This is a genomic window from Pseudomonas soli (assembly GCF_900110655.1).
In the GTDB taxonomy this organism is placed as follows: domain Bacteria; phylum Pseudomonadota; class Gammaproteobacteria; order Pseudomonadales; family Pseudomonadaceae; genus Aquipseudomonas; species Aquipseudomonas soli.
In genome coordinates this window covers 709,243-728,055 of record NZ_FOEQ01000002.1, presented here as the reverse complement: position 1 = coordinate 728,055, position 18,813 = coordinate 709,243, and the positions used below count along the sequence as shown (strand labels likewise).

Here is an 18,813-nt window from a genome sequence, read left to right as displayed (position 1 = left end):
GTATGTTCGCCACCCCGGCGTTGTCGTGATCGAGTTTCGGCTGATTCGTGACAGGGAAGGAGCAGTCGTGGACAGGTATGACGATCTGCAGCCGGACAAGGCATCCGGCCTGCTTGCAAAGCTGGAGGCAGTCAATGCGCAGGTGCTCGCGGCACTGATTGCCGATCATTCGCAAGTGCCAGCCGATTATGTTGCCTTTATGAAGGAGCTTGGCTGGGGTGAAGTGGGTGAGGCTGCCTACATGTTGTATGAGGGCCTGCTGACCCCAGACCAGGTCTACGACGAAGATGATGAACGCCCCCTGGACGGCATCCTCCTGTTCGGAGATGACATGCAGGGGTACTGCTCGGGGTTCGATACGAACAATGGCTGGGTGGTTGTCGATATCGACCCGGTAAGCCGTGAGGCGCATCAAGTGGCGGACAGTTTTTCCGAGTACATACGTGAAATGCTGAACGACTTGTAGCCGTCGAGGAGCAATGGGGTGGCCCTTCGGCTTCTGATTGAACACCTGGCAACCTCTGTCAGTCCCACGCTGTGTACCTACTTGTCCACAGCAGGAGGCTTACCCCATGAGCACATATGACTGGGACCTGATCGAACGCTTGCTGCACGAAGTGCAGAACGGCGCCGGTCACAGTTTCACGCCGCGTCCCTATGCCGAGCAGCATGCCGCCGCGCTGGCCGCCGATGGTGAGGCGCCGGGCGATCTGAACCAGCTCAAGGCCCAGGCCTGCAAGTACGAAAAGATCCTCTTCGAACGCGGTTTCATCGAGAGCCGGCCTGAAGCGGAAGGCGGCAATGGCGAGAATTTCGTCCTCAGCCCGCGCGGCTCGCGCCTGCTCAGCCTGATCGACAGCAGCATTCCGGGCTTCGAACATCCGCGCCAGGTGCTCGATGAACAGGCCGATGCCCTGGACGAAGCCACCTTCGAGCATGTCTCGGCCAAGGCGCAGATCGCCGGCGGGTCAATTTAGACTGGCATCGGCAAGGCCGGTCCCCCGATAATCGGGATCCATTCTCACCGCCGAGCCTTGCCATGTCGTTCAACCCGCAGAGGGGCCGCCCATGACCGCGGTCCGCAAGAACCCCGACGCTTTTGCTTTCCAGGTCATGCTGGGGCTGTGCCTGATCTGGGGCTGCCAGCAGGTGCTGATCAAATCCGCCGCGGTGGATATCGCGCCAGTGATGCAGGCGGCGTTTCGCAATGGTATCGCCGCGGTGCTGGTGGGGCTGCTGGTCTGCTTCCGCGGGGGCTGGAGCCTGGTGGGCAGCACTTGGCGTGCCGGGCTGCTGGCCGGCGCGTTGTTCGGGCTGGAGTTCCTGTTCATCGCCGAGGGTCTGAAGCTGACCTCGGCGGCACACATGTCGGTGTTCCTCTACACCGCGCCGATCTTCACCGCCCTGGGGCTGCATTTCATGATGCCTAGCGAGCGGCTGCGGCTGTTGCAGTGGCTGGGCATCCTGCTGGCGTTCGGGGGGATTGCCCTGGCCTTCGCGGGCGGTGTTTCCCTCGAACATCTCGATGGGCGCATGCTGCTTGGCGACGCGTTGGCGATTCTCGCTGGCCTGGCCTGGGGCGCTACCACGGTGGTGGTGCGCGGCTCGCGGTTGTCCGAGGCGCCGGCGACCCTGACCCTGTTCTACCAGCTGGCCGTGGGGTTTGTCGGGCTGGTGCTGATCGCTTTGGTGAGTGGACAGATCGCCGACTTCTCGCTGACCCCGCTGGCGGTGGGCAGCGTGCTGTTCCAGGGGATCGTGGTGTCGTTTGTGAGCTACCTGACCTGGTTCTGGTTGCTGCGCAAGTACCTGGCGTCGAACCTGGCGGTGTTTTCCTTCATCACGCCACTGTTCGGGGTGACCTTTGGCGTGCTGCTGCTGGACGAGCCACTGAGCCTGAATTTCGTGATCGGCGCGGTGATGGTGTTGCTCGGGGTGATCATGGTCAGCGCCGAGGCGTGGGTGCGGCAGCAGTTGCGCAAACTGGTGGGGTAAGCGGTCTGCAGTTCCGGCCCTATCGCGAGGCAAGCCCGCTCCCACAAAGGCTTGCCTCATCACAGGGTCAGCCTGCCTGTCTTAGGCTGGCACAGGTTGGTGGACCCGAGAAGCCCCCGGCCAACATCCCGGCCAATCCCATCCCTACCGCAGCCAGTACCAATGCGGGCTGTAATCCCCCACTGAAATGGCTGCTCAACGCCGCCAGCAGCGGCCCACTCAATTGCCCAAGGGCGAAACAAGCGGTCAACAACCCGGCATTACGCTGCGTGGCATGGGGCGCCAGCTCCCGCGAGCGCTGCATCACCAGTTGCATGCAGGCCAGGAACGGCCCGCCGCACAGCAGCACGCCCAATGTCAGGCCGACGCCGCCGCCGAGCAGGCAGGCCAGTACACCCAGCCCTTGCAACCACAGGGTGATGCTCAGCCAGGTCGAGGTGCGGCCCGGGCGAAGCAGGCTGACGATCATCACACCCAGTGCCGAGGCCAGGCCGAACGCTGGCCAGAACAGGTCGGCCAGCCATTGCCCATGGAACTGCTGGGTGGCCATCTGCGACAGGAAGGTGGCCGGCAGGATGTAGCCGATCCCGTAGAGCGCGTAGATCAGGCCCAGGCGGCCGATGCCATTGTTGGGGCCGCGGTCGTTGCCAAGGGGCAAGGTGACAGGTTCGAGCGCTCGCGGTAGCCACGGCAGCACCGCGAGCAGCATGACCTGTGCGGCGACCCCATAAATCAGCCACAGGGCCGCCGAATCCAGCCCCAGCAGGTGCGCGGCCAAGGCCAGCAAGCCTGTCACCGCGATCCCGACACCGGGCCCGGCGAACACCAGTGCGCCGAGGCGCTGGCGGCCATGGGCACTGGCCAGTTGCTGGCTGAGGCTGGCGATCATCACCAGCACCCAGGCGCTGGCCACGCCGGTGCCGAAGCGCAGCAGCAAATGGCTCCAGAACCCGTCGGCCGCCCACGACGCCAGGGTCAGCAATACGCACAGCCACAGCCCGCCATGCAGGCGCAGGCGTACCTGGCGTGGCTGGCGGGCGAACATGGCGTCCACCGCGCCAAGGAAGTAGCCCAGATAGTTGGCGGCGGCGACCAGGCCGCCAGCGGTCAGGTCGAACTGGCCCTCGGCTATCAGACGGGGCAGTTGTGGGGTCAGGGCGAAGCGGCCGATGCCCATGGCCATCATCAGTGCCACGGCACTGGCCAGCAGTTGTACGAAGGGCGACATGGTAAGTCTCCTGCACGAAGGGATGCGATGGATGGCAGGGTAGGGCGCATTGACTTTCAATAAAATTGAATAATGATGATGAAGTTGTTCTGTTTTGGAGAATTTCATGGAGTTCAGCCAACTGCGCATCTTCCAGGCCGTGGCCGAGGAGGGCTCGCTGACCCGCGCCGCCGAGCGCTTGCACCGGGTGCCGTCGAACCTGTCGACGCGCCTGCGTCAGCTCGAGGAGCAACTGGGCGTGGAGTTGTTCCTGCGCGAGCGCCAGCGCTTGCAGCTGTCGCCGGCCGGCAAGGTGCTGCTCGATTACGCCAACCGCCTTGCCAACCTGCGCGACGAAGCGCTCGCGGCGATTCAGGGCGGCCAGCCAGCGGGGGATTTCGTGCTGGGCACCATGTACAGCACCGCGGCCATCCACTTGCCGGCGCTGCTGGCGCGTTATCACCAGGCCTATCCAGCCGTGAACCTGCAGGTCCAGGCGGCGCCCAGTGCGGAACTACTCGAAGGCGTGCTCAGCCATCGGCTGGATGCGGCGTTGGTCGACGGCCCGCTCAACCTGGCCGGGCTGGATGGCGTGCCACTGTGCGAGGAAACGCTGGTACTGATCACCAGCCCTGAACACCCGGTGGTGCACAGCGCCAGTGACGTTGCCGGCAAGGCGGTGTTCACCTTCCGCCAGGGCTGCTCGTACCGCATGCGCCTGGAAGCCTGGTATGCCCATGCCCACACGCCCATGGGCCGGGTGATGGAGATCGAGTCCTACCAGAGCATGCTGGCCTGCGTGATCGCCGGGGCAGGTGTGGCACTCATGGCGCAGTCGATGCTCGACAGCCTGCCGGGGCGCGACCAGGTGCGTGCCCACCGCTTGCAGTCACCGTTCGATCATGCGATGACCTGGTTGATGTGGCGCCAGGGCAAACGCGGGGCCAATCTGCAGGCCTGGATCGATTTGCAACAAAGCGAAACGATTGACCGACCGTCGGAAGCTGCCATCTGCGCTTGATCCGGGTCAGAATCGCCCATATCTGTAAGAACAGAGGCATGCGCAATACAAGACATCGGACTATGATCTGTATGACGCATCGCAAGATTGATTGACCGTGAGGCTGACCCGTCAAGGGGGCAATATGAACGAACGCATGTACAACTGGCTCCATGACCTCGCCGTCGCCCTGGGCCTGCTCCCGCCACCGTTGCAGCCGGTGCCGATCCCGACCGACGAAGAACAGCGCAAGCGCCAGCCGCGTCGGCGCTGACCACAAGGCAAAAGGCCGCCGCATCCAATCGATGCGGCGGCCTTTTGCGTTCAAGGGGCGCGCTTTCGGGAGCGCAGCGCCCAATCCCGGTGCTACTTGCCGCGGATAAGCCGACGCAGCGCGAAGCGGTTGGGATGGCACGCCTCGGCCACCGCCCTGGGCACCGGCAGCGGCTCACCACTGACCCACGCCGCAATCAGTTCGCCAGACAGCGGCGCTGTGATCAGGCCTCGTGAGCCGTGCCCACTGTTCACGTACAGCCCCTCCAGCCACGGACAGGCCACATCCGGTACCTGCCGCGCATCCTTGCCCAACATGGCGTAGGCCTCGTTGAACGCCTCGACATCGGCCATCGGCCCGACGATGGGCAGGTAATCCGGGCTGGTGCAGCGAAACGCCGCCCGGCCCTGCAACTGCGCCGGGGCCAGCTCAGCGGTGCGCAGGCGGGCGGCGAGGTCTGTGGAAATGTCATCGAGTAGCGCGAGGTTACCCTGATGCTCAGCCACGGTTGGCGTCAGGTCTTCGTTGTTGAAGTTGAAGCTGGCGCCAAGGGTGTGCTCGTCCCCTCGCGGAGGCGCCACGTAGCCGTCGGCGCAGACCACGGTGCGCAGCGCACGGCTGCTTTCGGTCACGGGCAAGCGGGTGATCTGCCCACGAATGCGCTTGAGCGGCAGCTCGGCGCACGCCGGGAAACGGCGGATATCGGCGGCGCCGGCCAGCACTACCAGCGGTGCGCTGGCCAGCAGCCGCTCACCCTCCCAGGCCTGCCACAAGCCATCGGTACGGCGCAGCTCGAGCACATCGGCGTGGGTAAGCAGGCGGATGCGCGGGTGGTCCAGTTGGGCCCGGCACAGCGCAGGCGGGTGCACCCAGCCACCTTCGGGGTAGTACAGGCCGCCGCTGGGCAACGCGACCCCGGCGATGGCTTCGGCCTGGGCGCGTTCCAGGCGCTGCAGCAGGCTGTTGTCGAAGGCTGCTGCCAGCTTGGCCTGGCGTGCATTTTCCTGATCATCAAAAGCCAGTTGCAACACGCCGCAGGCATCCCAGTCCTGGCCACGCTGCAGGTGCTCGAGCCAGCGGCGGGTGTAGCCGAAGCCGGCCAGGATCATCTGCGAAAGGGCGGTGCCGTGGGCGGAAAGCTTGAGGTACAGCACGCCTTGTGGATTGCCCGAGGCCTCCCGGGCCGGGCCGTCGTGGCGTTCCAGCACGCTGACCTGCCAGCCCCGTGCTGCCAGGCTCTGGGCGGTGGCGCTGCCGGCCAGGCCGGCGCCGATCACCAGCGCTTCGCGTGGCCCCGATGCGGGTGCCGGGTGGGCGTACCAGGGCGCTGCGCGAGCGACGGGCGCACCGCTGTAGACCCCGTGCATCACTTCCCACTTCTTGCCGATGCCCGGCACTTTCTTCATGGCGAAGCCGGCCTCGATCAGCGAGCGACGCACCCAGCCGGTGGTGGTGAAGGTACCCAGGGTGGTGCCGGGGTGAGATAGCCGCGCCAGCTGGGCGAACAGTTCCGGCGTCCACATGTCGGGGTTCTTCGCCGGGGCGAAGCCATCGAGGAACCAGGCGTCGATGCGGGCGTCGAGCTGAGGCAACTGTTCCAGCGCGTCGCCGATCATCAGGGTCAGGGTGACGCGGCCACCGTCGAGGCTGAATTGCTGGAAGCCCGGATGGACCGCCACGTACTGCTCCAGCAACGGCTGGGTGAAGGCGGCCAGTTCCGGCCATAGTTGCATGGCGCGGGCCAGGTCGTCGCGGGCCAGCGGGTACTTCTCGACGCTGACGAAATGCAGGCGTGCGTCGGCGGGCGCAAGCTCCGCGAACAGTTGCCAGGCACAGAAGAAGTTCATGCCGGTGCCAAAGCCCGTCTCACCGATCACCAGGCAGGCATGCGGCTGCAGCTCGGCGAAGCGCTGGCGCAGGTGATTCTGCTCGATGAACACATGCAGGGTCTCGTCGATGCCTTCGTTGATGGCGAAGTAGACATCGTCGTATTGCCGGGAGTGGGGGCGGCCCTGGTCATCCCAGTCGATCTGGGCCTGTGTAGGGAGGAGGGTGTAGGACATGGTCGGCTCGGTTGCAGCAAAGGGGGGATCTTAAGCGATCTGCAGACGCTTGCGTCGTTCTTGGCAGCGGCCTGGTGTCGCGATGGTGAGCGCAAAGGGCGCAAAAATCCTGCTCGATCCGCTAATCTTGCTTATCCATTGAAGGAGCCCGCCATGTTCGAATCCGCCGAAATCGGTCACAGCATCGACAAGGACACCTACGAAGCCGAAGTGCCCGCCCTGCGCGAGGCCTTGCTTGAAGCCCAGTACGAACTCAAGCAGCAGGCGCGCTTCCCGGTGATCGTGCTGATCAACGGCATCGAGGGCGCCGGTAAAGGCGAGACGGTCAAGCTGCTCAACGAGTGGATGGACCCACGGCTGATCGAGGTCCGCACCTTCGACCAGCAGACCGACGAAGAGCTGGCCCGCCCGCCGGCCTGGCGCTACTGGCGGGCGCTGCCACCGAAGGGACGCATGGGCGTGTTCTTCGGCAATTGGTACAGCCAGATGCTCGAAGGGCGGGTGCACGGCCAGTTCAAGGACGCCGTGCTCGACCAGGCCATCGCCGGGGCCGAGCGCCTGGAGCAGATGCTGTGCGACGAGGGCGCGCTGATCATCAAGTTCTGGTTCCACCTATCCAAGAAGCAGATGAAGGCGCGGCTCAAGGCGCTCAAGGACGACCCGTTGCACAACTGGCGCATCAGCCCGCTGGACTGGCAGCAGTCGCAAACCTACGATCGCTTCGTGCGCTTCGGCGAGCGGGTGCTGCGCCGTACCAGTCGCGACTATGCGCCCTGGCATGTCGTCGAAGGCGTCGATCCGCACTACCGCAGCCTGGCGGTCGGGCGCATCCTGCTCGAAAGCCTGCAGGCCGCGCTGGCCAATAATCCCAAGGGCAAGCACCAGGGCAATGTCGCGCCCCTGGGGCGCAGCATCGACCAGAAGAGCCTGCTCGGCGCCCTGGACATGACCCTGCGCCTGGACAAGCACGACTACCAGGAACAACTGGTCACCGAACAGGCACGCCTGGCCGGCCTTTTGCGCGACAAGCGCATGCGCCGGCACGCCCTGGTGGCGGTGTTCGAAGGCAATGACGCGGCCGGCAAGGGCGGGGCCATCCGTCGGGTGGCGGCGGCGCTGGACCCGCGCCAGTACCGCATCGTACCGATTGCCGCACCCACCGAGGAAGAACGTGCCCAGCCGTACCTGTGGCGCTTCTGGCGCCATATCCCGGCCCGTGGCAAGTTCACCATTTTCGACCGCTCCTGGTATGGCCGCGTGCTGGTGGAGCGGGTCGAGGGCTTCTGCAGCCCGGCGGACTGGATGCGCGCCTACGGCGAGATCAACGACTTCGAGGAGCAACTGAGCAACGCCGGGGTGGTGGTGGTCAAGTTCTGGCTGGCAATCGACCAACAGACCCAGCTGGAGCGTTTCGAGGAGCGTGAGCAGATCCCGTTCAAGCGCTACAAGATCACCGAGGAAGACTGGCGCAACCGCGACAAGTGGGATGTCTATTCCGAAGCGGTGGGCGACATGGTCGACCGCACCAGCACCGAGATCGCGCCGTGGACCCTGGTGGAGGCCAACGACAAGCGCTGGGCGCGGGTGAAGGTACTGCGCACAATCAACCAGGCGCTGGAGGCGGCGTTCGCCAAGGACAAGAAGTAGGCGGATCGTGCATGGGTGTTGGCTTGGCCCTATGCCGGGGCAAGTCGCATCGGCGCACCGCCGCTCCCACGAAAGCCCGCCCATGCATTGAGCATGCATCCAGGGAATGACCTGATGAAATCTTTTCCCACCACATCCTTCCCGGCAAGCCTTTAGACTGCAGCTTCCCCCGCCAAGGCCTGATTCGAGGACACCATGCACATTTCTTCCGGACGCTGGGTCCAGGGCCTGCTGCTGGCGCTGCTGACCGCGTTTCTCTGGGGCATCCTGCCGATCAAGCTCAAGCAGGTGCTGCAGGTGATGGATCCGGTGACCGTCACCTGGTACCGCCTGAGCGTTTCCGGCGGCCTGCTGTTCGCCTGGCTGGCGGCCAATCGGCGGCTGCCGTCTTTCAGCGGTCTCGGTGTCAAGGGCAAGGGCCTGGTAGCCGTCGCGGTGGCGGGGCTGGTCGGCAACTACGTGCTGTACCTGGTCGGGCTCAACCTGCTCAGCCCTGGCACCGCGCAACTGGTCGTACAGCTGGGGCCGGTGCTGTTGCTGGTGGCCAGTGTCTTCGTCTTCAGGGAGCGCTTCAGCCTGGGGCAGGGCCTGGGCCTGTTGGTGCTGCTGTTGGGCTTCGCGTTGTTCTTCAACCAGCGCCTGGAAGAACTGCTCACGTCACTCGGCACCTACACCACCGGTGTGCTGACCATCATCCTGGCGACCAGTATCTGGGTGTTCTATGCCCTGAGCCAGAAGCAATTGCTGACGGTGTGGAACTCGCAGCAGGTGATGATGGTGATCTACGTCTGCTGCGCGCTGCTGCTGACGCCTTGGGTGCATCCGCTGGAGGCGTTGCAGCTCAGCCCGTTGCAGGGCTGGCTGTTGCTGGCCTGCTGCCTGAACACACTGGTGGCCTATGGCGCGTTCGCCGAGGCATTGGCGCATTGGGAGGCCTCGCGGGTGAGCGCGACCCTGGCGCTGACGCCGCTGGTGACGTTCGTCGCGGTAGCGCTGGCTGCCTGGCTTTGGCCGGACTACGTGCATGCCGAGCAGATCAATGGCCTGGGGTATGTCGGGGCGGTGACCGTGGTACTGGGCTCGGCGCTGGTGGCGCTGGGGCCATCGCTGATGGCTGGCTGGAAAGCGCGTCGGGTGCAGGTTGATTGATGGCCTCATCGCGGTGCAAGTCGCATTGCGATGAGGCCGCCGGATCAGCCCTTGCCGCCGGGCGCCAGCATGTTCTCTGGCCGCACCCACTGGTCGAACTGCTCGTTGGTCAGGTACTTGAGCTCCAGCGCCGCCTCGCGCAGGGTCTTGCCCTCGGCGTAGGCTTTCTTGGCGATTTCCGCCGCCTTGTCGTAGCCAATGTGCGGGTTCAGCGCGGTTACCAGCATCAACCCACGCTCCAGGTGCGCCGCCATCTGTTCGGCATCCGGCTCGATGCCGGCCACGCAGTGCTGCTGGAAGTTGCTGCAACCATCGGCCAGCAGTTCGATCGACTGCAGCAGGTTGTGAATGATCACTGGCTTGAACACGTTCAATTGCAGATGCCCTTGGCTGGCGGCAAAACCGATCGCCGCATCATTGCCCAGCACCTGGCAGGCCAGCATCGACAAGGCCTCGCACTGTGTCGGGTTGACCTTGCCGGGCATGATCGAGCTCCCTGGCTCGTTGGCTGGCAGGCGTACCTCGGCAATCCCCGCGCGCGGGCCGGAACCCAGCAGGCGCAGGTCGTTAGCGATCTTCATCAGGGCCACGGCCAGGGTCTTCAGCGCGCCGGCCAGGCTGGTCAGCGGCTCATGGCCGGCCAGGGCGGCGAACTTGTTCGGCGCGGTGACGAACGGCAGGCCGGACAAGGCCGCCAGCTCAGCGGCGATGGCTTCGGCGAAACCGTGCGGGGCATTGAGCCCGGTGCCCACGGCGGTGCCGCCCTGGGCCAGCTCGCAAACCGCCGGCAAGGTCGCGCGAATGGCGCGCTGGGCGTAGTCGAGTTGGGCGACGAAGGCCGAGACCTCCTGGCCGAAGGTGATGGGCGTTGCGTCCATCATGTGCGTGCGCCCGGTCTTGACCAGGTGGGTGTGGCGCGCCGACAGCTCGGCCAGCCCGGCCGACAGTTCGGCGATCGCCGGCAGCAGTTTGTCATGCACCGCCTGAGCCGCGGCGATGTGCATGGCGGTGGGGAAACAGTCGTTGGAGCTCTGCGAGCGGTTGACGTGATCGTTGGGGTGCACTGGCACCTTGCCGCCACGGCCCTTGCCGGCCAGTTCGTTGGCGCGCCCGGCGATCACCTCGTTGACGTTCATGTTGCTCTGGGTGCCGCTGCCGGTCTGCCACACCACCAGCGGAAATTGGTCGTCGTGCTCGCCGTCGAGCACTTCGTCGGCGGCCTGCTCGATCAGGCGGGCGATATCGGCGGGCAGGTCGCCGTTGCGGTCGTTGACCCGGGCAGCGGCTTTCTTGACCAGCGCCAGGGCATGCAGTACCGCGAGCGGCATGCGCTCCTTGCCGATGGCGAAGTTGATCAGCGAACGCTGGGTCTGCGCACCCCAGTAGGCGTCCTCCGGAACTTCGACCGGGCCCAGGCTGTCTGTCTCGATACGGCTCATGCTGCGCTCACTCCTTTGTAGTTCGAAATCGCAGTTTAGGCCCTGATTCGATAGAGCGGTTCCGTCGCTCGTCGTGCCACTTGAGCACTTCGCCATCACAGCGCAGAATGCTCTACTCTGAGGTACCCGCCTCCCTTTCTTGAAGGAAATGCAATGACCCGTCTCCGTGTCCTCTGTGCCGCCGTTGCCCTGGTTTGCGCCAGCGGCCAGGTACTCGCTGCCACTCCAGCGCACAACGCTGCCGCCGAGAAATTCCTGACCCTGGCCAATGCCGACAAGCTGGGCACCCCGGTGTACATGCAGGTCCAGCAGATGTTCGCCCAGCGCTTCGAGCAAACCAAGGCGCCGGCCTCCAAGAAAACCGTGCTCGACAGCTACCAGGCCAAGGCCAACGCCGCCCTGGACAACGCCATCGGCTGGAAGAAGCTCAAGCCGAAGATGGTCGACCTCTACACCGCGACCTTCACCGAGGCCGAGCTGAACGACCTGGTCAAGTTCTACGAATCGCCCCTGGGCAAGAAAGTCCTGCGTGAAATGCCCAAGGTCACCCAGCAGTCCGCCCAGCTGACCCAGCAGAGCCTGGAGCCGGCGGTACCGGTGGTCAACAAGCTGCTCGACGACATGACCAAGGAACTCGACCCAAGCGCCGGCAAGGCCCCGGCGAAGAAGTGAGCGTGACGCGATGAGCATGCAGCAACGCATCGAACAGCAGCTGGCGCCGCTGGGCACGCAACACCTCGAAGTGCACAACGAAAGCCACATGCACAGCCGTGGCCAGGAAACGCACTACAAGGCGGTGTTGGTCAGCGAGCAGTTCGCCGGGCTGAACAGCGTTAAGCGCCACCAGAGGGTCTACGCCACCATGGGTGAGCTGATGGGCCAGATCCACGCCCTGGCGATTCACACCTACACGCCCGAGGAATGGGCTGTGGTCGGTGTGGCGCCGGCCTCGCCGGTGTGCGCCGGCGGCGGCAAGCACTGAATCCTTTCCGTCGTTCTGGTACAATTCGCGTTATTCCCTCGGGGCCGCTTTGCGGCCCATCGCCGGCAAGCCGGCTCCCACAGGTCCTGCGCAAATTTCGAGTCTTGCGCTGAGCGTGTGGGAGCCGGCTTGCCGACGATGGGCTGCGCAGCGGCCCCATGCTTTTGCCAAACCCGGTCCGCCCCTTACGAGGGCAACCACCTGGAGATTCAACGCAATGACCCAACCGATCGTCGTGGCGGCGCTGTACAAGTTCGTCACCCTCGAAGACTACGTCGAACTGCGCGAGCCGCTGCTCAAGGCCATGCTCGACAACGACGTCAAAGGCACCCTGCTGCTGGCCAACGAAGGTATCAACGGCACCGTCTCGGCCACCCGCGAAGGCATCGACGCGCTGCTGGCCTGGCTGCGCAACGACCCACGCCTGGTGGACGTCGACCATAAAGAGTCATACTGCGACGAGCAGCCGTTCTACCGCACCAAGGTCAAGCTCAAGAAAGAGATCGTCACCCTCGGCGTGCCTGGCGTGGATCCGAACAAGGCGGTCGGCACCTACGTCGACCCGAAAGACTGGAACGCCCTGATCAGCGACCCGGAAGTGCTGCTGATCGACACCCGCAATGACTATGAAGTGGCCATCGGCACTTTCAAGGGCGCCATCGACCCGAAGACCGAGACCTTCCGCGAGTTCCCCGACTACATCAAGGCCCACTTCGACCCGAGCAAGCATAAGAAGGTCGCCATGTTCTGCACCGGTGGCATCCGTTGCGAAAAGGCCTCCAGCTACATGCTCGGTGAGGGCTACGAAGCGGTCTATCATCTTAAGGGCGGCATCCTGAAATACTTCGAGGAAGTACCCCAGGAAGAAAGCCTCTGGGACGGCGACTGCTTCGTCTTCGACAACCGGGTCACGGTGCGCCACGACCTGACCGAGGGCGAGTACGACCAGTGCCATGCCTGCCGCCACCCGATCGACGTGAAGGACCGGGAGTCGGAGCACTATTCGCCAGGCGTGAGCTGCCCACATTGCTGGGACAGCCTGAGCGAGAAGACCCGGCGCAGCGCCATCGATCGCCAGAAGCAGATCGAGCTGGCCAAGGCGCGCAACCAGCCGCACCCGATCGGTTTCAACTACAAAGCCGAGGCCTGATGCATGTCCGCACGCCTGCTCTATGTGATGGACCCGATGTGCTCCTGGTGCTGGGGCTTTGCCCCGGTGGCCGAGGCGCTGATCGCCCAGGCCAGTGAGGCGGGTGTAGGGACCCGCCTGGTGCCGGGCGGCCTGCGCACCGGTGGCAGCGCCCTGGACGCCTCGACCCGCAAGTACATCCTCGAGCATTGGCAGGCGGTGCATGACGCCACCGGGCAGCCGTTCTGTTTCGACGACGCGATGCCCGACGGTTTCGTCTATGACACGGAGCCGGCGTGCCGCGCCCTGGTGGCCGCACGCGAGCTGGACGAAAAGCAGGCCTGGCGCCTGCTGCAACTGATCCAGGCATCGTTCTACCAGCAGGGCGTGGATGTCACCCGCGCCCCGCAACTGGTGGAGCTGGCCGAGCAGGCCGGCTTCGACCGCGAGCAGTTCTCCCAGCGCTTCACCCTTCCTGACACCCGTGTCGCCACCAGTGCCGATTTCGCCTGGGTGCAGGACCTGGGCATCGCTGGCTTCCCCACGCTGCTGGCCGAGCGCAATGGCCAGCTGGCCCTGCTGACCAATGGCTACCAGCCGCTGGACAGCCTGCAACCCTTGCTCGGCCGCTGGCTGCAGCAGGCCGCCTGTGCTTGACCTGCCAGGGTCGCCAGACCCTGTGCCAGGGAAGTCCCCCGCTGTGCCCGATCGCCTGAGCTGGGCGGAGATCCGCCGCCTGGCCCTGCACCACAAGCAAGCCCTGTGGACCGCCAACCTGGTGGCCGTGCTCGCCGCCCTGTGCAGCGTACCGATTCCCTTGCTGCTGCCGCTGCTGGTGGACGAAGTGCTGCTGGGGCATGGCGACGCAGCGCTGAAGTGGATGAACAATTTTCTGCCCGCGGGCTGGCAGGTGGCCGCCGGTTACATTGGGCTGATGCTGTGCGCCACCCTCGGCCTGCGCTTGGCGGCGCTGGCGTTCAACGTGGTCCAGGCCAAGCTGTTCGCCGGCCTGGCCAAGGATATCGTCTACCGCCTGCGCATCCGTCTGATCGAGCGACTCAAGCGCATTTCGCTCAAGGAATACGAAAGCCTGGGCAGCGGCACGGTGACCACCCACCTGGTCACTGATCTGGACACCCTGGACAAGTTCGTCGGTGAAACCCTGAGCCGCTTCCTGGTGGCCGTGCTCACCCTGACCGGCACCGCGGCCATCCTGATCTGGATGCACTGGCAGCTGGCGTTGCTGATCCTGCTGTTCAACCCGCTGGTGATCTATTTCACCGTGCAGTTGGGCAAGCGCGTCAAGCACCTGAAGAAGCTCGAGAACGACAGCACCGCACGGTTCACCCAGGCATTGACCGAGACCCTCGACGCGATCCAGGAGATCCGCGCCGGCAACCGCCAGGGCTACTTCCTCGGCCGCCTGGGGCTGCGCGCCCGCGAGGTGCGCGACTACGCGGTGGCCTCGCAGTGGAAGAGCGACGCCAGCGGCCGCGCCAGTGGCCTGTTGTTCCAGTTCGGCATCGATATCTTCCGTGCCGCTGCCATGCTCACGGTGTTGTTCTCCGACCTTTCGATCGGCCAGATGCTGGCGGTGTTCAGCTACCTGTGGTTCATGATCGGACCGGTGGAACAGTTGCTGAACCTGCAATATGCCTACTATGCCGCCGGCGGTGCGCTGAGCCGCTTGAACGAGCTGCTGGCGCGGGCCGACGAGCCGCAGTACCCGGCGGCCGCCGACCCGTTTGCCGGGCGCGACACGGTCGGTATCGAGGTGCGCGACCTGCGCTTCGCCTATGCCGACGAACCGGTGCTGGACCAGCTCAACCTGACCATTGCCCCGGGCGAGAAGGTCGCCATCGTCGGTGCCAGTGGCGGCGGCAAGAGTACCCTGGTGCAGTTGCTACTTGGGCTGTACAGCGCCCAGGCCGGGACCATCCGCTTCGCAGGCGCCAGCCTGCAGGAAATCGGCCTGGAGACCCTGCGCGAAAATGTCGCGGTGGTGCTGCAGCACCCGTCACTGTTCAACGACAGTGTGCGCGCCAACCTGACCATGGGGCGTGACTGCAGCGACGACGCCTGCTGGCAGGCGCTGCGCATCGCCCAGTTGGACGCCACCATCGCCGCGCTGCCCCAGGGCCTGGACAGCATCGTCGGGCGTTCCGGCGTGCGTCTGTCCGGTGGCCAGCGCCAGCGGCTGGCGATCGCCCGCATGGTGTTGGCCGAACCCAAGGTGGTCATCCTCGACGAGGCCACCTCCGCGCTGGACGCAGCCACCGAATACAACCTGCACCTGGCCCTGGCGCGCTTCCTCAGCGGGCGCACCACGCTGATCATCGCCCACCGCCTGTCGGCGGTGAAGCAGGCGGACCGGGTGCTGGTGTTCGATGGCGGTCATGTCGCCGAAGATGGCGACCACCAGCAGCTGATCGCCGAAGGTGGCCTGTACGCCAAGCTCTACGGCCACCTGCAGCAAACCTGAAAACAGCCTCAAGGTTCGAGCTGCAAGCGGCAAGTTGGGGGCAGCGCACTTTTTCTTGTCGCTTGGCGCTTGTAGCTTGTCGCTCCTTCATGGCAAATGGCCTACGCTGTGCTTGTCTAGGTCGATTCGTGCCTTATCTGCCGCCATGACAGGGATTACATGAAGGGAAATCGGACTCTCGAAGCGCCAAGGCTGCTGGGCATCATCTGGCCCTTCGTCGCCGTTGTGGTTTTCCAGGTACTGCTTGGCAGTCTGAGTCTTTATGCATTGTCCGCCGTGCGCGCCTATGTGGCGGGCGAGAGCCTGTGGTCCAAGGCGCAGAAGGACGCCATCTACTACCTCAACCTCTATGCCGATGATCGCGATCCGCTGACCTATGCCCGCTATCGCCGGGCCATCCTGGTGCCCCAGGGCGATCACAACCTGCGCCTGGCCCTGGATCGGCCCGAGCCGGACCTGGAGGCGGCGCGCCAGGGCGTGCTGCAAGGCGGCAATCACCCCGAGGATGTCGCCCGGATCATCTGGTTCTACCGCAACTTTCGCCATATCAGCTATATGGAAACCGCCATCGATTACTGGGACATCGGTGACGACTACCTGCGCCAGCTCGACGTGCTGGCCCAGCAGATGCGCGAGGGGTTTGCCGGCGGCAAGGCCGATGCCCATCAGGTAGCCAACTGGAAGGCGCGGATCGTGGCCATCAATGATGGCGTGACGCCCGCCGCCAAGGCATTCAGCGATGCCCTGGGTGAAGGTTCGCGGATGCTGCTCAAGGTGCTGATGCTCACCAACCTGGCCACCGCGCTGTTCCTTATCGCCATGGCCTGGCGGCGCTCGAGCAAGCTGCTGGCCCAGCGCCAGGCATTCGCCAGTGCGTTGCAGGAGGAGAAGGAGCGGGCGCAGATCACCCTGGAGTCGATCGGCGACGCGGTGATCACCGCCGATGTCGATGGTTGCATCAGCTACATGAACCCGGCTGCCGAACAGCTGACGCACTGGCAGGCGATGCAGGCCCAGGGGCTGCCGCTGGCGGCGCTGTTCAGCCTGCTCGACGAGAATGCCGAAGGCGACAGCCTGACGCTGGTCGAGCAGGTGCTCAGCGGCAGCCTCAAGGGCGGCGCCGAGCACGCCCGGCTGATCCAGCGCCTGGATGGTAGTACGGTGTCGGTCAACCTGGTGGGCTCGCCCATTCTTACAGAAGGGCAGGTCAGCGGCATCGTCGTGGTACTGCACGACATGACCCAGGAGCGCCAGTACATCGCCAACCTGTCCTGGCAGGCCACTCACGACGCGCTGACCGGTCTGGCCAACCGCCGCGAGTTCGAATACCGCCTGGAGCAGGCGCTCAATGCCCTGGCGCGCCAGGCCGGCCGGCATTCATTGATGTTCCTCGACCTCGATCAGTTCAAGCTGGTCAATGACACGTGTGGGCATGCCGCCGGCGACGAGTTACTGCGCCATATCTGCGCGGTGTTGCAGTCGGGCCTTCGCGAAGGTGACACCTTGGCGCGCCTGGGGGGGGACGAATTCGGCGTGCTGCTCGAGAACTGCCCGCCGGAGCAGGCCGAGCGCATTGCCGAGCAATTGCGCCAGGCCGTGCAGAGCCTGCATTTCGTGTGGAAGGGTAGGCCCTTCGTCACCACGGTCAGCATCGGCCTGGTGCATATCGCCCAGGTGCCCAGTACCTTGGAGGCATCGTTGCGCGCGGCGGACATGGCTTGCTACATGGCCAAGGAGAAAGGGCGCAATCGCGTCCAGGTCTATCACGCCGACGACAGCGAGCTGTCCATGCGCTTTGGTGAAATGGCCTGGATCCAGCGCCTGCACGTAGCGCTGGAGGAGAATCGCTTCTGCCTATACGCCCAGGAAATCGCTCCGCTGCACCCCCACGATGGGCTGGGGCATATCGAAATCCTCCTGCGCCTGCACGATGAAAGCGGGCGTACCATCCTGCCCGACAGCTTCATTCCCGCAGCCGAGCGCTATGGCCTGATGACCGCACTAGATCGTTGGGTGGTACGCAGCGTGTTCCAGGTGATTCGCCAATGCCTGGACGAGGGCCGGGAGGGGCCGTTGGCCATGTGCGCCATCAATCTCTCGGGCTCGAGCATTGGCGACGACAAATTCCTCGAGTACCTGCAGCGCCTGTTTGGCGAGTACGACATCCCGCCCCGGTTGATCTGTTTTGAAATTACTGAAACCAGCGCCATCGCCAATTTGGGTAGTGCAATCCGGTTCATCAATGAATTGAAAGGATTGGGCTGCAAATTCTCGCTGGACGACTTCTGCGCCGGAATGTCGTCATTCGCCTATTTGAAGCATTTACCTGTAGACTTCCTGAAGATCGACGGAAGTTTCGTCAAGGACATGCTTGATGACCCGATCAACCGGGCGATGGTCGAAGTGATCAATCACATTGGCCACGTCATGGGCAAGCGGACCATTGCTGAGTTCGTCGAAACGCCACTGATCGAGCAGGCTTTGCAGGAAATCGGCGTGGACTACGCCCAGGGGTATCTCATCGAACGCCCGCAGGTGTTCACCTGCGACAGCCTGCAGCGCCAACGGATTGCCGCGAGGCCCCTTCTGCACCGGGCGCCGGGGACCTTTCGCTGAACAACGCCCGGAAATCACAGGGAATCAAGGAGCTGACAGTGATCGACGCGTTCGTAAGGATCGGACCATTGATGGATCCGGCCAGTTATCCACAGTGGGCCCAACAACTGATCGAGGATTGCCGCGAAAGCAAGCGTCGGGTGGTGGAGCATGAGTTCTACCAGCGCCTGCGCGATGGCCGGCTCAAGCAGTCGACCATCCGCCAGTACCTGATCGGTGGCTGGCCGGTGGTCGAGCAGTTCTCCCTCTACATGGCCCACAACCTCACCAAGACCCGTTACGCCCGGCACCCCGGGGAGGACATGGCGCGCCGCTGGCTGATGCGCAACATCCGCGTCGAGCTCAATCATGCCGACTACTGGGTGCACTGGTGCCAGGCCCATGGCATCCACTTGCATGAATTGCAGTCTCAGGAAGTGCCGCCCGAGCTCAATGGCTTGAACGACTGGTGTTGGCGGGTATGCGCCACCGAGTCGCTGGCCATCGCGATGGCGGCCACCAACTACGCCATCGAAGGTGCCACCGGCGAATGGTCGGCAGTGGTCTGCGCCGAAGATACCTACGCCCAGGGCTTCCCCGAAGACACCCGCAAGCGCGCCATGAAATGGTTGAAGATGCATGCGCAGTATGATGACGCGCACCCGTGGGAAGCGCTGGAAATCATCTGCACTCTGGCGGGCGAGAACCCGACCCTGGGGTTGCGCACCGAGCTGCGCCGGGCGATCTGCAAGAGCTACGACTGCATGTTCCTTTTCCTGGAGCGTTGCATGCAGCTCGAAGGGCGCCAGCAGGGGCGTTTGCGCCCGGCCTTGGCGGCGGGCTGAAATCAT

Annotated in this window: 17 protein-coding genes; 14 read left to right on the top strand and 3 right to left on the bottom strand. The window is 64.5% G+C overall.

Features of this window, described 5'->3' with window-relative positions; genetic code table 11:
• Positions 1-67: 67 nt before the first annotated feature.
• From BMY03_RS07945 to BMY03_RS07935, 3 genes are all read left to right on the top strand, one after another.
• The gene (locus tag BMY03_RS07945; protein ID WP_094010742.1) at positions 68-466 is read left to right on the top strand and encodes an SMI1/KNR4 family protein; all 399 of its coding nucleotides are present in this window, start codon (positions 68-70) and stop codon (positions 464-466) included.
• A gap of 106 nt (positions 467-572) precedes the next feature.
• Complete coding sequence (locus tag BMY03_RS07940) at positions 573-977, top strand: hypothetical protein (protein ID WP_046856640.1); 405 nt, start codon at positions 573-575, stop codon at positions 975-977.
• A 91-nt stretch (positions 978-1,068) separates the two neighbouring features.
• Positions 1,069-1,995 carry a DMT family transporter gene (locus BMY03_RS07935; RefSeq protein WP_094010741.1) on the top strand — a complete coding sequence of 309 codons (927 nt, stop codon included), beginning with the start codon at positions 1,069-1,071 and terminating at the stop codon, positions 1,993-1,995.
• 67 nt (positions 1,996-2,062) lie between these two features.
• Here BMY03_RS07935 and BMY03_RS07930 read toward each other — a convergent pair whose 3' ends face one another.
• Entirely contained in the window at positions 2,063-3,223 is a 1,161-nt protein-coding gene (locus BMY03_RS07930) for an MFS transporter (protein WP_094010740.1), read from the bottom strand.
• A 106-nt stretch (positions 3,224-3,329) separates the two neighbouring features.
• On the opposite strand from BMY03_RS07930, the gene ptrR reads away from it, so the two are divergent.
• Positions 3,330-4,223: a putrescine utilization regulator PtrR gene (gene ptrR / locus BMY03_RS07925; protein WP_094010739.1), complete on the top strand. Its 894-nt coding sequence runs from the start codon at positions 3,330-3,332 to the stop codon at positions 4,221-4,223.
• Between the two features lie 124 nt (positions 4,224-4,347).
• Positions 4,348-4,476 carry a PA1414 family protein gene (locus BMY03_RS26745; protein ID WP_256206021.1) on the top strand — a complete coding sequence of 43 codons (129 nt, stop codon included), beginning with the start codon at positions 4,348-4,350 and terminating at the stop codon, positions 4,474-4,476.
• Positions 4,477-4,568: 92 nt separating this feature from the next.
• Here BMY03_RS26745 and mnmC read toward each other — a convergent pair whose 3' ends face one another.
• Positions 4,569-6,539, bottom strand: a complete 1,971-nt coding sequence (mnmC, locus tag BMY03_RS07920) for a bifunctional tRNA (5-methylaminomethyl-2-thiouridine)(34)-methyltransferase MnmC2/FAD-dependent 5-carboxymethylaminomethyl-2-thiouridine(34) oxidoreductase MnmC1 (protein WP_094010738.1) — start codon at positions 6,537-6,539, stop codon at positions 4,569-4,571.
• 153 nt (positions 6,540-6,692) lie between these two features.
• On the opposite strand from mnmC, the gene pap reads away from it, so the two are divergent.
• Both pap and BMY03_RS07910 read left to right on the top strand, forming a co-directional pair.
• Positions 6,693-8,186, top strand: coding sequence for a polyphosphate:AMP phosphotransferase (pap, locus tag BMY03_RS07915; RefSeq protein WP_038705626.1), 1,494 nt, complete (start codon positions 6,693-6,695; stop codon positions 8,184-8,186).
• A 195-nt stretch (positions 8,187-8,381) separates the two neighbouring features.
• Positions 8,382-9,335 carry a DMT family transporter gene (locus BMY03_RS07910; protein ID WP_094010737.1) on the top strand — a complete coding sequence of 318 codons (954 nt, stop codon included), beginning with the start codon at positions 8,382-8,384 and terminating at the stop codon, positions 9,333-9,335.
• A 44-nt stretch (positions 9,336-9,379) separates the two neighbouring features.
• On the opposite strand, the gene BMY03_RS07905 is transcribed toward BMY03_RS07910, so the two are convergent.
• Positions 9,380-10,774, bottom strand: coding sequence for a class II fumarate hydratase (locus BMY03_RS07905; RefSeq protein ID WP_038705627.1), 1,395 nt, complete (start codon positions 10,772-10,774; stop codon positions 9,380-9,382).
• 153 nt (positions 10,775-10,927) lie between these two features.
• Between BMY03_RS07905 and BMY03_RS07900 the strand changes: the two genes are divergently transcribed.
• From BMY03_RS07900 to BMY03_RS07870, 7 genes are all read left to right on the top strand, one after another.
• A complete protein-coding gene (locus tag BMY03_RS07900) occupies positions 10,928-11,446 on the top strand; it encodes a DUF2059 domain-containing protein (protein WP_023631438.1) in 519 nt (172 codons plus the stop codon).
• Between the two features lie 10 nt (positions 11,447-11,456).
• Positions 11,457-11,756 (top strand): BolA family protein, encoded by a 300-nt coding sequence (locus BMY03_RS07895; protein ID WP_023631439.1) that lies wholly within the window; start codon positions 11,457-11,459, stop codon positions 11,754-11,756.
• 217 nt (positions 11,757-11,973) lie between these two features.
• Positions 11,974-12,906 (top strand): oxygen-dependent tRNA uridine(34) hydroxylase TrhO, encoded by a 933-nt coding sequence (gene trhO, locus BMY03_RS07890; protein WP_094010736.1) that lies wholly within the window; start codon positions 11,974-11,976, stop codon positions 12,904-12,906.
• 3 nt (positions 12,907-12,909) lie between these two features.
• The gene (locus tag BMY03_RS07885; protein WP_094010735.1) at positions 12,910-13,542 is read left to right on the top strand and encodes a DsbA family protein; all 633 of its coding nucleotides are present in this window, start codon (positions 12,910-12,912) and stop codon (positions 13,540-13,542) included.
• The gene (locus BMY03_RS07880; RefSeq protein WP_094010734.1) at positions 13,535-15,367 is read left to right on the top strand and encodes an ABC transporter ATP-binding protein; all 1,833 of its coding nucleotides are present in this window, start codon (positions 13,535-13,537) and stop codon (positions 15,365-15,367) included. The genes BMY03_RS07885 and BMY03_RS07880 overlap by 8 nt, the downstream gene beginning before the upstream one ends.
• 159 nt (positions 15,368-15,526) lie before the next feature.
• A complete protein-coding gene (locus BMY03_RS07875) occupies positions 15,527-17,983 on the top strand; it encodes an EAL domain-containing protein (protein WP_038705630.1) in 2,457 nt (818 codons plus the stop codon).
• Between the two features lie 38 nt (positions 17,984-18,021).
• Positions 18,022-18,807 carry an iron-containing redox enzyme family protein gene (locus BMY03_RS07870; RefSeq protein ID WP_023630598.1) on the top strand — a complete coding sequence of 262 codons (786 nt, stop codon included), beginning with the start codon at positions 18,022-18,024 and terminating at the stop codon, positions 18,805-18,807.
• Positions 18,808-18,813 lie beyond the last annotated feature (6 nt).